Here is a 13,310-nt window from a genome sequence, read left to right as displayed (position 1 = left end):
CGCGCCCAAGACCGAAAGCTCGGCGAAGCCTTGGGCGTAGCCGGGTCGCGGGGCATGACAGCGGTTTTCTGGCGCGCTTCAAGCCTTTGCGCTGCCCGCGCAAGCCGTTGATTTCGTTATCCCCGGCTACTGTGCATGGGGTTGTTTTCGCAATTTTTGTTCTGAGGCCATCCTCGACCTCAGGCAGAACCTATCGGTTTCCGCCAAACAGCCGGTCCATCAGCCAGCCATCGAGCCCGGCAGCCGCTTCCGGCCGCACATTGGCGCGCGTCGGGGGCGGCGGACGATAGCCGCCATTGTTAGCCGGCGCTGGAGCCGCTGTCGGTGGTGATACCTGCGAGGCCGCCTGCGCGAGGTTCGACAGGCCCCAGCCACCTGGTGCACTCGGAAGGGCTGCCACCGGCACACCCTCGTGCGCCGTCCTCATGAAGCGCGTCCAGACTTCCACTGGCAGGCCGCCGCCGGTCGCCTTCTTGGTCGGCGAGTTGTCGTCATTGCCGAGCCAGACGCCGGTGACGAGGTTGGCGGTGTAACCGATGAACCAGGCGTCACGATAATCCTGGCTGGTGCCGGTCTTGCCGGCCGCCGGCCAGCCCGCGATCTCCGCCTTCTTGGCGGTGCCTGAGATCAGCGTCTCCCGCATCATCGTGTTCATCATGCCGACATAGCGGGGGTCGACGACCTGGTTACGCTCATCGGGCTGGCGCATGTAGAGCAGCTTGCCACTGAGCGTCCTGATCCGCGTCACGACATGCGGCGCCACCGCGAAGCCGCCATTGGCAAAGGGCGCATAGGCACCGACCAGCTCGACCACTGAGACTTCGGAGGTGCCGAGCGCGATCGAGGCGTTCGGCTCGAGCTTGGAGGAGATGCCGAGCCGGTGAGCGGTGCGCACCACGTTCTTCGGCCCGACCTCGAGGCCGAGGCGGATGGCGACCGTGTTGAGCGACATCGCCAGCGCCTGCGTCAGCGTCACCGCGCCGAAATATTCGTGGGTGTAGTTCTCGGGCCGCCAGCCCTTGACCTCGATCGGCGCGTCCTGGCGCATCGTGTCGGGCGTCAGCCCCTGTTCGAGCGCGGTGAGGTACACGAACGGCTTGAACGAGGAGCCGGGCTGGCGCTTGGCCGTGACCGCGCGGTTGTACTGGCTGTCGGAATAGTTCCGCCCGCCGACCATGGCGCGCACGGCGCCATCAGGCGTCATCGCCACCAGCGCTCCCTGGCTGACATTGAACTTGACGCTCTTGGCGGCGAGCTCGTCGATGATGGCGGCTTCGGCCACGCTCTGCAGCTTCGGATCGATCGTGGTCTCGACCTTGATGCTCTCGTCGATCTGGCCGACCAAATCGTCCAGCACCTCGCCGACCCAGTCGGCGACGTAATTGACCGTGCCGGCACCGGTGGGCTTCACGTTATAGGAGGGATGGCCGATCGATGCCTTCGCCTGCGCGTCGGTGATGAATTTCGCGTCCGCCATCGCCGCCAGCACGATTTGCGCGCGCGCTTCCGCACCCTCAGGATTGCGGTTCGGCGCGAGCCGCGAGGGCGACTTGACGAGGCCGGCGAGCATTGCGGCTTCGGCGACCGTGACGTTCTTGGCCGACTTGCCGAAATATTTCTGCGCCGCCGCCTCGACGCCATAGGCGCCCGAGCCGAAATAGACGCGGTTTAGATAGAGCTCCAGGATCTCGTTCTTGGAGTGCTTGCGCTCCAGCCAGATCGCGAGCTCCGCCTCCTGCAGCTTGCGCTGCAGGGTGCGCTCCTGGGTCAGGAACAGGTTCTTGGCAAGCTGCTGCGTCAGGGTCGAACCGCCCTGCGAGACGCCGCGATGGAGCACGTTGGTGACGAGGGCACGCGCGATGCCGACGGGATCGATGCCGAAATGCGAATAGAAGCGGCGGTCCTCGATGGCGATGAACGCCTTTGGCAGGTATGGCGGGAGGTCCTGCAGTGCGACATTGGCGCCGGCCATCTCGCCGCGCTGCGCCAGCATGCTGCCGTCGACACCGACGATCTGGATCGTCGGCGGGCGCTTGGGAATCTCCAGCGACTGGATCGGCGGCAGATGGGCGCCGACATAGATCACGACGCCGATCGCGGCGATCACGCCCCACAGGCTCAGCACGGCGCCCCAATAGACCAGGCGGCCGAGACCAAAGCCGCCGCGCGACTTTGCGCGCCGCTTGGCGCCGCTGCGGCCGGCCGGTGCCTTGCGCTCGCGCGGCGGCTCGGCGCCGGCATCCTCGCTCTTGCGCTTGGCGGATGATTTCGTCGATTTCTTCGGCTTGTCGTCGCCGCCGGGAATGCGATCGGCCGCGGTGAGGCGCAGATCGGCGAGCGCCGCGGGCAAGCCGAACAGCGGCTCCTTCCGCCCACCCTTTTTCTTTCCCCACGCCATACGCAAATACGTCCGGTCAGCCCGCCCCGCCGAGACGCTAGCGGGCGCTGTTTAAGGCCCGGTTACCCCGGCGTTAACGCGTGATTAGGAGGTGGGGCATTCGCACCCCGCAGTTCCGCTCCTTTGGTGCCGGAGCTAGGATCGTCCGCACAAAACCCGAGGAAACACACATGGGCCATATCGATCCGACCAAGGAGATCTTCGCACAATTCCGGGACGACGATCGCCCCGGCCCGATCCACATGCTCAACCTGGTGCGCCTGCGCAAGGAAGCGGCCTATCCGGACGGACGCAAGGCGAGCGGCGCGGAAGCTTACGCAGCCTATGGCCGCGAGAGCGGCCCGGTGTTCGAACGCCTCGGCGGCCGCATCGTCTGGCAGGGCAGGTTCGAGCTGATGTTGATCGGCCCCCAGGACGAGCGCTGGGACCATTGCTTCATCGCCGAATATCCTGATGTCGGAGCCTTCGTCGAGATGATCCGCGATCCCGTCTATCGCGAGGCGGTGAAGCATCGCCAGGCCGCAGTGGAGGATTCCCGGCTGATCCGGCACGCCGTGCTGCCGGTGGGAAAGAACTTTGGGGAGATACCGACGTGAACGTCATGAGGCGAATCCGCCTCCATCGTTATGGCCGGGCATAGCCGTCCGAAGGACAGCGTCGCTTCCGCTCGCCTATGACTGGACCATCAACGATCTCTCGTTCCGTCATTCCGGGGCGGCTCGAAGAGCCGAACCCGGAATCTCGAGATTCCGGGTTCGATGCTGTCGCATCGCCCCGGAATGACAGAGGGGAAACTAGCCCGACGGGCCCGAGTCCTCGATGATCGGTCCGAACAGCTCCCAGCGTTCGCCGTTGAACTTCATCATCTGCATCTGCTTGTTGACGCGATAGTCGTTCGGCCCGGTGTTGATCTTGATGCCGGGCAGCGCCAGGCTCGGCGAGTAGCCCTTGATATTGGCGGCCTGCTTCATGACGTTCTCGCGCGTCAGGTCGTCGCCGCACTGCTTCAACACCTGCACCAGCAGCTCGGCCACCGAATAGGCATAGGTGTTGATGGTGTTGAGCTTGTCGCCCTCGGGGAAATACTTGTCCATAAAGGCGAAGAAGGCCTTCACGCCCGCATCGTCTTTCCACTGGGGATCGCCGGGGTCCTTGCCGTAGTTGGTCGAGATGATGCCCTTGGAGATGTCGAGGCCGGCCGGCTTCAGGGTGGCCGACACCGGGCTCGCATTGATGTCGAGGATGTGCACCGGGGTCCAGCCGAGGTCGGCAAGCTTCTTGATTGCCTGCGCCGCGAATTTCGGCGTGGAGGCGTCATAGAACAGGTCGACGCCCATCGACTTCAGCTTGACCACTTGCGAATCGACGGTCGGGTCGGTGACCTCGTAGGAGACTTCACCGACGATCATGCTGGCGGCCTTGGCGCCGAGGCCGCTCTTGAGGCCTGCGAGATAGTCGCGGCCCATGTCGTCGTTCTGGTAGAGCACGCCGATCTTGGCGTTCGGATGATTGGCGAGGATGTATTTGGCGTAGATCCGTCCCTCGGACACGTAGTTGGGATTGTAGGCGATGGTCCAGGGATAGTTCTGGGGGTCGTTGAAGCGAGCTGCACCGGTGGAAGCAAGGAGCTGCGGGATCTTCTTGCCGTTGAGATATTTCTGCACGGCGGCGTTGGCCGCGGTTCCGATCAGTTGGAACGTGAACAGCACCTCGTCGCCCTCGACGAGCTTGCGCACCTGTTCGACCGTCTTCGGCGGCGAATAGGCGTCGTCATACTGGATCAGATTGATCTTGCGGCCGTTGATGCCGCCCTGATCGTTGATCATCTTGAAGTAGGCGGCCTGGGTCTTGCCGATATTGGCGTAGACGGAATAGGCGCCGGAGAACGGAACGGTCTGCCCGATCTTGATCTCGGTGTCGGTCGCACCGGTGTCGTATTTCTTCTGGGCGAGGGCTTGGCTGGCCGAAAACGTGACGGCGAGCGCTGCCGTGGCAGCTAGGAAGGCTCTGCGATTGTTCATGTTGGGTCGTTCCTCCTGACGGAATTTTCGGCCGACGGTCTTTTCCGTTGATTGCAACGGTCGCCATCGCTGCCGAAGATTGTGGAGGAAGGCGCCGCCGCGCGCAAGGATCGCGACGCCGCGCCGTAGCGTCTCAGGCCAAAAAGCTAGGCCAGGAGCAATGCCGCCAGCGCGACCGCCGCAGGCAGCGCCTGGACCATCAGGATGCGTGAGCTGACGGTGGCAGCGCCATAGGCGCCGGCGACGATCACGCAAAGCAGGAAGAACGCCTTGATCTGGAACGCGAAGGCCGGATTGCCGTGGACGAGAGCCCAGATCAGGCCCGCGGCGAGGAAGCCGTTGTAGAGTCCCTGATTGGCAGCCAGCACTTTCGTGATCTCGGCCTTCTCTGGCGTGTTGCGAAACACCTTCAGACCCTGCGGCTTGTCCCAGAGAAACATCTCCAGGATCAGGAAGAATACGTGCAGCGCGGCAACCAGCGCCACCAGGACATTGGCGATCAGGATCAAAGTCAGCTCCCCCAAAAGCGTCAGCTTTCGGGTGGACGTTAGCATGACCGGCATGGCAAGTGCGATGGGGCGTGTTTCGATGCAATGGTGCCGCAATGGCCAGCCGGTCAACCAAGCTCTCTGTTCGCTTCGGCCTCGATCGGCTGACGACGCCGATCGGAATCGCGCTGCTCGTCACCGATGCCGAGGGTGCGCTGCGCGCGCTCGACTGGGACGATTACGAGCACCGCATGCGCGGGCTCCTGCGCCTGCACTACGGCGCAGTCGATCTGGGCGACCAGCCGGCGCCCGCGACCACGCGGACGGCGCTGTCGGCTTATTTCGAGGGCGATCTCGGCCAGCTCTCGGGCATCGCATGGCGCATCGCCGGCACGCCGTTCCAGCAGAAGGTCTGGGCTGCGCTCGCGCAAATCCCTGCCGGCACCACCATGAGCTATGGCGCGCTCGCCGCAAGGATCGACATGCCGAAAGCGATTCGCGCCGTCGGCCATGCCAACGGCTCCAACCCCATCAGCGTGGTGCTGCCCTGCCATCGGCTGATCGGCGCCAATGGTTCGCTCGTGAAATATGGCGGCGGGCTGGAGCGGAAAAGGTGGCTGTTGCGGCATGAGGGCGTAGAGGTTTAGCGCTCTCTCCACATCGTCATTCCGGGGCGCCGCGCAGCGGCGAACCCGGAATCCATCCGGCTACACCGACGGTGCCGAGGAATAGATTCCGGGTTCGCGCTTCGCGCGCCCGGAATGACGAGTAGAGAGACCGCCGCCTCACGCCGCCGGCTGCACCGCCTTGTCGCCGGCCATCACATGGGTCAGCGCGCTCTTGATTGCGGCCTGGCGTGTCGGCGCGCTGATCTGTGCACCCAGGAGGTCCGTGACGTAGAACACGTCGCGGGCGCGCTCGCCGAAGGTCGCGACATGGGCCGAGGCGATGTTGAGGTTGAGCTTCGAGATTGCCGTGGTCAGCTCGTAGAGCAGGCCGGGGCGATCGAGGCCGGAGACCTCGATCACCGTGTAGCGGTCGGACCATTGGTTGTTGATGGTCACTTCCGGCTCGATCACGAAGGGCCGCGCCTTGCTGCGCACCGTGCGCCGCGCCACCACTTCGGGCAGGCGCAGCTTGCCTTCGAGGACGTCCTCGATCATCTCGCCGATGCGCGTGGCGCGGCGGCCTTCGTCCTCGTCGCGGTCGTATTCCCGCGAAATCGAGATCGTGTCGAGCGCGCGGCCGTCGGTGGTGGTGTAGATCTGGGCGTCGACGATGTTGGCGCCGGCCGAGGCGCAGGCGCCGGCGATGATCGAGAGCAGCCACGGATGGTCGGCCGCGAAGATCGTCAGCTCGGTGACGCCGCGCACCTCGTCGAAGCCGACATTGATCGCGAGCTTGTGGCCGGCCTGCTCGCTGGAGCGGACGAAGCGTGCGTGGCGCACCTTGCGCGGCAGCTCGACCTTGAGCCAATAGGCCGGATAGTGCCGGCCGATATAGGCATCGAGCTCGTCCTCCGGCCACTCGGCAAAGGCCATGCGGAACTCGGCATAGGCAGCCGCGAGGCGTTTGCCGCGATCGACCTCCGAGAATCCGCCGGTCAGCACCGGCTCGGTCTCGTAGTAGAGCGAGCGCAGCAGTTGGGCCTTCCAGCCGTTCCACACCCCCGGACCGACGCCGCGGATGTCGGCGGTGGTCAGGATGGTCAGCAGCTTCATCTGCTCGACCGATTGCACCACGGCGGCGAAATTCTCGATGGTCTTGCGATCCGAGAGGTCGCGCGACTGCGCGACCGTGGACATCGTCAGGTGTTCCTCGATCAGCCAGGCCACGAGTTCGGTGTCGGCCGGGCTGAAGCCGAGCCGCGGGCACAGCCGCCGAGCCACCTTGGCGCCTGCGATCGAGTGATCTTCCGGCCGGCCCTTGGCGACGTCGTGCAGCAAGGTGGCGATGTAGATCACCGCGCGATGCTCGGGCCGGGACTTGCGCATGAGGTCGCTGGCAAGGGCGAATTCCTCGACGCCGCCGCGCTCGATGTCCTGCAGGAAGCCGATGCAGCGGATCAGATGCTCATCGACGGTGTAGTGATGATACATGTTGAACTGCATCATCGAGACGATCTTGCCGAAGGCGCGGATGAAATGGCCGAGCACGCCGGTCTCGTTCATCCGCCGCAGCACGATCTCGGCATTGTCCGAGGTCAGGATCTCCATAAACAGCCGGTTGGCCTCGGGATTTTCGCGAAGCTGCGCGTTGATCAGGCTCAGCGACCGCGTCACGTCGCGCATCGCATCCGGATGGAAGGCGAGGTTGTTCTTCTGGGCCAGGCGGAAGATACGGATCAGATTGACCGGATCGTGCTTGAAGACGTCGGGCGCTGCGACGTTGATGCGGTTGTTGTCGACGATGAAGTCGTCGCTGTCAGGGACGCGCCGCTTCGCCGCGGTCGGCCGCAGCCGCGCCATCATCCGGCTCAGGACCGGGGCGGGCTTGGCCTGCTGGTCCTCGAGCTTGGCGCAGAGAATGGCGGTGAGGTTGCCGACCTCCTTGGCGACCAGGAAGTAGTGCTTCATGAAGCGCTCGACGTCCTGCATGCCGGGATGCGAGGTGTAGCCGAGCCGCACTGCGATCTCGCGCTGGAGGTCGAAGGAGAGGCGCTCTTCGGCGCGGCCGGAATAGAAATGCAGATTGCAGCGCACCGACCAGAGGAAGTCGGCGCAGCGGCGGAAGGTGCGATATTCCTGTGCGTCGAACACGCCGCGCCCGACCAGCTCGTGGGTGTCGCGCACGCGGTAGACGTATTTGGCGATCCAGAACAGCGTGTGCAAGTCGCGCAGCGCCCCCTTGCCGTCCTTGACGTTGGGCTCGACCAGATAGCGCGACTGGCCGCCGCGGCGGTGCCGTTCCTCGCGCTCGGCAAGCTTGGCGGTCACGAATTCGGACGCGGTGCCTTGCACGACTTCCTTGTCGAAGCGCTCGACCAATTCGTCATAGAGCGGCTTGTCGCCGGTCAGGAAGCGCGTCTCCAGGATCGCGGTGCGGATGGTCATGTCGCCGCGCGCCTGCCGGATCGACTCGTCGACCGAGCGCGTGGCGTGGCCGACCTTCAGCCCCATGTCCCAGAGGCAATAGAGGATGGCTTCGGCGACCTGCTCGCCCCAGGCGGTCTGCTTGTAGGGCAGGATGAACAGGAGATCGATGTCGGATTCGGGCGCCATCAGACCGCGGCCATAGCCGCCGGTCGCGACCACCGCCATGCGCTCGGCGCCGCTCGGGATCGGCGAGCGGTAGAGATGACGGGTTGCCGCCGAATAGAGGATGCGGATGATCTCGTCCTGGACGTGACACAGCCGCTCGGCGCAGCGGCGGCCGTGGCGGTCCTTCAGAAGGATTTGCTGCGCCGCGGCGCGTGCGGCGATCAGCTCGGCCTTGAGCAATTGCGCCATGGCGGTGCGGAACGCGTCTTCGCGTCCCTGATGCTTTTCGGCAAGCGCATCGACCGCTGCGGTGATCCGCGCCGTGTCGAAACGATCGTCCACCTCGGTCCTGTGCTCAGTCGCGACGCTGTCCATGCCTCACCGGATATAAGAGGTGACAGGCGCTGTCACCCGCCATTCTCTGGCAATAGTCGTTCCATGCTGGAAAGCTGCGGCTTTGGGCAAATCTGTTCTCGGCGGGTCCGCCTCGGAGGGGCGGATTTTCTCGTTGATTTCTAGATTTAACTCCTTGAAAAGCAATGAAATTTTGGAGGAGGCTGGGCATGACCATGGTCACACGACGTATTCTGCTGGCGGGGGCAATGGCACTCGCAATCACCCCTGCGGCGCGGGCGGCCGATTCACTCAAGGAAATCCGCATTGACTGGGCGACTTACAATCCGGTCTCGATGGTCCTGAAGCAGAAGGGGCTGCTCGAGAAGGAGTTCGCCAAGGACGGGATCACTGTCACCTGGGTGCAGTCGGCCGGCTCCAACAAGGCGCTCGAATTCCTCAATGCGGGCTCGATCGATTTCGGCTCGACCGCGGGCTCGGCGGCGCTGGTGGCGAAGATCAACGGCAACCCGATCAAGTCAATCTACGTCTATTCGCGTCCCGAATGGACCGCGCTGGTGACGGGCAAGGACTCCAAGATTGCAAGCGTGGCTGATCTCAAGGGCAAGCGCGTTGCGGTGACGCGCGGCACCGATCCGCACATCTTCCTGGTGCGCGCGCTGCTCGGCGCCGGCTTGACCGAGAAGGACATCACGCCGGTTCTGCTCCAGCATGCCGACGGCAAGACCGCGCTGATCCGCGGTGACGTCGATGCCTGGGCCGGCCTCGATCCGATGATGGCGCAGGCCGAGGTCGAGGAAGGCGCAAAGCTGTTCTACCGCAAGGCCGACGCCAACACCTGGGGCATCCTCAATGTGCGCGAGCAGTTCTTGAAGGACCATCCGGATGCGGCCCGCCGCGTGCTCGCCGTCTATGAAGAGGCGCGCAAGTATTCACTGGCGAATTACGACGAGCTGAAGAAGACCTTCATCGCGGTCACAAAGCTGCCCGAGGCCGTCGTCGACAAGCAGCTCAAGGAGCGCACCGAGCTCACCCATAGCCGCATCGGCGCGCCCCAGCGCGAGTCGATCCTCGCCGCCGGTCTCGCACTCCAGCAAGCCGGCGTCGTCGATGCCAAGGTCGACGTGAAGGCAACGCTGGACACCCTGCTCGACGACCAGGTCCCGCTGCCGACGAATTGATCGGCGTGTAGGCGAGCGCGCCGTTGGATCTCGCTGTCGTCCCGGGGCGCGTAGCGAACCCGGGACCCAATCACGGGGCGCGGTTTTGCGCGAAGACGGGCACTTCGAGTCCCCGTAACCAACATCATCCTGTGGTTATGGACCCCGGATCTGCGCTTCGCTTGTCCGGGGCGACGACCGAGAACGTCGCGCGCCCTTGCATTAGCTCCTCAGACGCGCTTGCTAGGGTCATGATCTCCGACGCGCCAGTCCTGCAACAGACCTCGGAACCGGCCGAGAGCACCGCTGCGCCCTCGCGGCTGTCGCGTTACGCGCGGCCGCTGCTTGGGATCTTGCTGCCGCTCACGCTCGCGCTCGGATGGGAACTCGTGGTGTGGCTCGGCTGGTCCAACGGCCGGCTGGTGCCGCCGCCCTCGCGCATCTTTGCCACCATTGCCGAGCTCGCCCGTTCAGGCGAGCTGGTACGCCACATCGCCGCAACGCTGTGGCGGGTCGGGCTCGGTTTCGCCTTCGGTGTCGTCGCGGGCACGCTGCTGGGGGCAGTCTCCGGCTATTGGTCGCTGGCGCGGCGGCTGTTCGATCCAACCGTGCAGGCTCTGCGCGCGATCCCGTCCCTCGCCTGGGTGCCGCTATTCATCCTCTGGCTCGGGATCTTCGAGACATCGAAGGTCGCGCTGATCGCGGTCGGCGTGTTCTTCCCGGTCTATCTCGGCGTGATGGGCGCGATCCTGTCCGTCGACCGCAAGATCGTGGAGGTCGGTCGCACCTTCCGCCTGTCCGGCCCGGCGATGATCCGCCGCATCCTGTTGCCCGCCGTGTTGCCGGCCTATGTCGTGTCCTTGCGCGTCGGACTTGGCCTCGGCTGGATGTTCGTGGTCGCGGCCGAGCTGATCGGCGCCTCCGAGGGCCTCGGCTATCTCCTGCTTGATGGCCAGCAGCTCGGCAAGCCGGCGCAGATCCTGGCAGCGATCGTGATCTTCGCCATTCTCGGCAAGCTCACGGATTGGCTCATCGAGGTCGCGAGCGCGCCCTTCCTGCGCTGGCAGGACGCCTTCGTCGGCGCGAAGGGAGCTTAAAGGCGATGCTGGCGCTCGACCGGGTCAGCAAGACCTATCCCAACGGCGTGCAGGCGCTGGCGCGCTTCTCCGCCGAGATCAGGCAAGGCGAGATCGTCGCCATCATCGGCGGCTCAGGCTGCGGCAAATCAACGTTGCTCCGCGCCATCGCCGGTCTCGATCGTGCCAGCTCGGGCGCCGTGACGCTCGACAATGAGGCGATCACTTCGCCCCATGCCAAGATCGGCATCATCTTCCAGGAGCCGCGGCTGCTGCCCTGGCTCAGCGTCGCCGACAACATCGGCTTTGGCCTCGCCGATCTGCCCACGGCCGAGCGGAACGAGAAGGTGGCGCGTGCGCTCGAGCGCGTCGGGCTGGCCGAGAAGGCGCAGGCCTGGCCGCGCGAGCTCTCCGGCGGGCAGGCGCAGCGCGTCGCGATCGCCCGCGCACTGGTGCCGCAGCCGGAGGTGCTCTTGCTCGACGAGCCGTTCTCGGCGCTCGACGCCTTCACTCGCAGGGACCTTCAGGATCATCTGCTCGACCTCTGGGCGGACACGCGGCCGACGCTCATCCTCGTCACCCATGACGTCGACGAGGCCGTGGTGCTGGCCGATCGCGTCCTGGTGATGCGGCCGCGGCCGGGCCGGCTGTTCGACCAGATCGAGATCAATCTCGGTCGTCCGCGCGACCGCAATTCGTCGTTGTTCGAGAATTTCAAGCGAAGTGTGCTGACGTCACTCGACCGTTCGCTCGACCGAAGCGTGCCCGACCGTGACGCAACCCAGGGTCCCGGTCAGGCCATGTGGTGGTGACAATTTCTCGCCGAGCCGGTACATCGAAGGGCGAATTGTCCGGGAGAGAACGAACATGGACGCTGCAGAGCTGCGCCAGATGCAGGCTCCGATCAAGGAGCGCTACAAGACCGACCCCAAGACCGCGCTGATCACGCTGAAGGCCAAGGGCTCCACCGATGGCGAAGGCATCGCCTGCAAGGTCGAGACCGGCCGCGCCATCGCAATGGCGGGACTGCATCCGGCGACGGGCGGGTCCGGCCTCGAGCTCTGCTCCGGAGACATGCTGCTCGAAGCCTTGGTCGCCTGCGCCGGTGTCACGCTGAAATCGGTTGCGACCGCGATCGAGGTGCCGCTCAAGACCGGCAACGTCTATGCCGAGGGCGATCTCGATTTCCGCGGCACGCTCGGCGTCGACAAGGAGACGCCGGTCGGCTTCGCGGAGATCCGTCTGCGGTTCGAGGTCGACACCGACGCGCCGCAGGACAAGCTCGATCTCCTGCTCAAGCTGACCGAGCGTTATTGTGTGGTCTATCAGACCATCAAGAACGGCCCGAAGGTCTCGGTGTCGATGCAGCGGATGTGACTCTGTGTACCCTCCCCTGGAGGGGGAGGGTGGATCGCGCGCAGCGCGAGCGGGGTGGGGTGATCTCTCCACGTCGCACACTGTTCGTGTCGAGAGATCACCTCACCCCGCTGCGCATTTCGCTTCGCTCCATGCACAGCGACCCTCCCCCTCCAGGGGAGGGTAAGAAGAAAAAATGTCCCTCGACCTTCACTTCCTTCTCTTCCTCCTCCTGCGCATGGCGATTGCGGCGGCGTTCGTCGTGACGGCGTCGATCATCACCGAACGCACCGGACCGGTGATCGGCGCGCTGGTGGCGACCCTGCCGGTGTCGGCCGGTCCCTCCTACGTCTTCCTCGCGCTCGACCATGACGCCGCCTTCATCGCGCAGGGTGCGCTGGCGAGCCTGCCGGTCAACGCGGCAACCATCTTCATGTGTGTCGCTTATGTCGTGCTGGCGCAACGGCACAGTCTTCTGGTGAGTTGTGGCGGCGCGGTCGCGATCTGGATCGTGCTTGCTTCGATCATCCGTCAGTTCGACTGGTCGCTCACCGCCGGACTGGCCGCGAATCTGATCGCCTTCGGCATCTGCATTCCGCTCCTGGCCGGCTATCGCCATGTGAAAATGCCGCTGGTGACGCGCCGCTGGTACGACGTTCCGATGCGGGCCGCATTGGTCGCGACGCTCGTCGCGATCGTGGTCTCGACCTCGGGCTGGGTCGGTCCCCGTATCAGCGGCATCATCGCGCTGTATCCGGTCGTGTTCACCAGCATCATGGTGATTCTGCATCCGCGGATCGGCGGCCCGCCGACCGCCGCGGTGCTCGCCAACTCAGCGTGGGGCCTGCTCGGGTTTGGTACTGCAATCGCAGTCTTGCACGTCGGGGTGGCGTCGTTCGGCTCTGCCGTCGGTCTGTGCCTCGCGCTCGGTACCTGCATCGCATGGAACCTGACGCTGTGGGGGATCGGCCGGCGTGCGATGCACAAGGCGCGAGAGCCGTGAGACTACGGATTAGCGCGACATGGCGTCGCGACATTGCAGTAAGCTCAATTCACGCCAGTCAAATTCGAAGCGCCTTCTCAAGCCGTTGAATGAGAGCGTCATTTCGAGTTTTGCCGTTTTCTTGGATCGAGCGTCGATGTGATGACGGGGACAGGCCCGTCGATCCTTCACCGAATTCCGACAGTTCTATTAGAACTTTCTTCGCGCTTCTCACCTATGAATGGCCGAGGTACCCGCTTCCGCAGCCGTCGGCG

Annotated in this window: 11 protein-coding genes; 7 read left to right on the top strand and 4 right to left on the bottom strand. The window is 64.7% G+C overall.

From position 1 onward, the window contains the following. Positions 1-190: 190 nt before the first annotated feature. Positions 191-2,398 (bottom strand): transglycosylase domain-containing protein, encoded by a 2,208-nt coding sequence (locus RX330_RS35395; protein ID WP_317241595.1) that lies wholly within the window; start codon positions 2,396-2,398, stop codon positions 191-193. Positions 2,399-2,568: 170 nt separating this feature from the next. Here RX330_RS35395 and RX330_RS35390 point away from each other — a divergent pair, with 170 nt between their 5' ends. Further along, a complete protein-coding gene (locus RX330_RS35390; RefSeq protein ID WP_317241594.1) occupies positions 2,569-2,994 on the top strand; it encodes a DUF1330 domain-containing protein in 426 nt (141 codons plus the stop codon). Between the two features lie 198 nt (positions 2,995-3,192). Here RX330_RS35390 and RX330_RS35385 read toward each other — a convergent pair whose 3' ends face one another. Next, positions 3,193-4,419 carry an ABC transporter substrate-binding protein gene (locus RX330_RS35385; RefSeq protein WP_212083657.1) on the bottom strand — a complete coding sequence of 409 codons (1,227 nt, stop codon included), beginning with the start codon at positions 4,417-4,419 and terminating at the stop codon, positions 3,193-3,195. Positions 4,420-4,565: 146 nt separating this feature from the next. Then, a complete protein-coding gene (locus RX330_RS35380) occupies positions 4,566-4,973 on the bottom strand; it encodes a DUF1304 domain-containing protein (RefSeq protein WP_317241593.1) in 408 nt (135 codons plus the stop codon). Positions 4,974-5,023: 50 nt separating this feature from the next. On the opposite strand from RX330_RS35380, the gene RX330_RS35375 reads away from it, so the two are divergent. Further along, positions 5,024-5,554, top strand: a complete 531-nt coding sequence (locus RX330_RS35375; RefSeq protein ID WP_317241592.1) for a methylated-DNA--[protein]-cysteine S-methyltransferase — start codon at positions 5,024-5,026, stop codon at positions 5,552-5,554. Between the two features lie 138 nt (positions 5,555-5,692). On the opposite strand, the gene RX330_RS35370 is transcribed toward RX330_RS35375, so the two are convergent. Beyond that, the gene (locus RX330_RS35370; RefSeq protein WP_317241591.1) at positions 5,693-8,482 is read right to left on the bottom strand and encodes a [protein-PII] uridylyltransferase; all 2,790 of its coding nucleotides are present in this window, start codon (positions 8,480-8,482) and stop codon (positions 5,693-5,695) included. 188 nt (positions 8,483-8,670) lie between these two features. Here RX330_RS35370 and RX330_RS35365 point away from each other — a divergent pair, with 188 nt between their 5' ends. The 5 genes from RX330_RS35365 to RX330_RS35345 all read left to right on the top strand — a co-directional run bounded on the left by RX330_RS35365 (position 8,671) and on the right by RX330_RS35345 (position 13,056). Next, positions 8,671-9,642: an aliphatic sulfonate ABC transporter substrate-binding protein gene (locus tag RX330_RS35365; protein ID WP_317241590.1), complete on the top strand. Its 972-nt coding sequence runs from the start codon at positions 8,671-8,673 to the stop codon at positions 9,640-9,642. A gap of 230 nt (positions 9,643-9,872) precedes the next feature. Next, the gene (locus tag RX330_RS35360) at positions 9,873-10,718 is read left to right on the top strand and encodes an ABC transporter permease (protein WP_212083667.1); all 846 of its coding nucleotides are present in this window, start codon (positions 9,873-9,875) and stop codon (positions 10,716-10,718) included. A 5-nt stretch (positions 10,719-10,723) separates the two neighbouring features. Further along, positions 10,724-11,509, top strand: a complete 786-nt coding sequence (locus RX330_RS35355; protein WP_212083669.1) for an ABC transporter ATP-binding protein — start codon at positions 10,724-10,726, stop codon at positions 11,507-11,509. A gap of 55 nt (positions 11,510-11,564) precedes the next feature. Continuing rightward, positions 11,565-12,074: an OsmC family protein gene (locus tag RX330_RS35350; protein WP_063199224.1), complete on the top strand. Its 510-nt coding sequence runs from the start codon at positions 11,565-11,567 to the stop codon at positions 12,072-12,074. A gap of 175 nt (positions 12,075-12,249) precedes the next feature. Next, positions 12,250-13,056, top strand: coding sequence for a hypothetical protein (locus RX330_RS35345; RefSeq protein ID WP_317241589.1), 807 nt, complete (start codon positions 12,250-12,252; stop codon positions 13,054-13,056). The last annotated feature ends 254 nt before the right edge of the window (positions 13,057-13,310 follow it).

Source organism: Bradyrhizobium sp. NDS-1, assembly GCF_032918005.1.
GTDB classification, from domain to species: Bacteria; Pseudomonadota; Alphaproteobacteria; order Rhizobiales; family Xanthobacteraceae; genus Bradyrhizobium; species Bradyrhizobium tunisiense.
The sequence above is the reverse complement of the archived record's forward strand: the minus strand, read 5'-3'. Positions and strand labels throughout refer to the sequence as shown.

What these genes read in the sequence shown, in the direction of transcription:
- RX330_RS35395 (WP_317241595.1), bottom strand. Translation starts at nt 2,398, where the DNA reads ATGGCGTGGGGAAAGAAAAAGGGTGGGCGGAAGGAGCCGCTGTTCGGC.
- RX330_RS35390 (WP_317241594.1), top strand. Translation starts at nt 2,569, where the DNA reads ATGGGCCATATCGATCCGACCAAGGAGATCTTCGCACAATTCCGGGAC.
- RX330_RS35385 (WP_212083657.1), bottom strand. Translation starts at nt 4,419, where the DNA reads ATGAACAATCGCAGAGCCTTCCTAGCTGCCACGGCAGCGCTCGCCGTC.
- RX330_RS35380 (WP_317241593.1), bottom strand. Translation starts at nt 4,973, where the DNA reads ATGCTAACGTCCACCCGAAAGCTGACGCTTTTGGGGGAGCTGACTTTG.
- RX330_RS35375 (WP_317241592.1), top strand. Translation starts at nt 5,024, where the DNA reads ATGGCCAGCCGGTCAACCAAGCTCTCTGTTCGCTTCGGCCTCGATCGG.
- RX330_RS35370 (WP_317241591.1), bottom strand. Translation starts at nt 8,482, where the DNA reads ATGGACAGCGTCGCGACTGAGCACAGGACCGAGGTGGACGATCGTTTC.
- RX330_RS35365 (WP_317241590.1), top strand. Translation starts at nt 8,671, where the DNA reads ATGACCATGGTCACACGACGTATTCTGCTGGCGGGGGCAATGGCACTC.
- RX330_RS35360 (WP_212083667.1), top strand. Translation starts at nt 9,873, where the DNA reads ATGATCTCCGACGCGCCAGTCCTGCAACAGACCTCGGAACCGGCCGAG.
- RX330_RS35355 (WP_212083669.1), top strand. Translation starts at nt 10,724, where the DNA reads ATGCTGGCGCTCGACCGGGTCAGCAAGACCTATCCCAACGGCGTGCAG.
- RX330_RS35350 (WP_063199224.1), top strand. Translation starts at nt 11,565, where the DNA reads ATGGACGCTGCAGAGCTGCGCCAGATGCAGGCTCCGATCAAGGAGCGC.
- RX330_RS35345 (WP_317241589.1), top strand. Translation starts at nt 12,250, where the DNA reads ATGTCCCTCGACCTTCACTTCCTTCTCTTCCTCCTCCTGCGCATGGCG.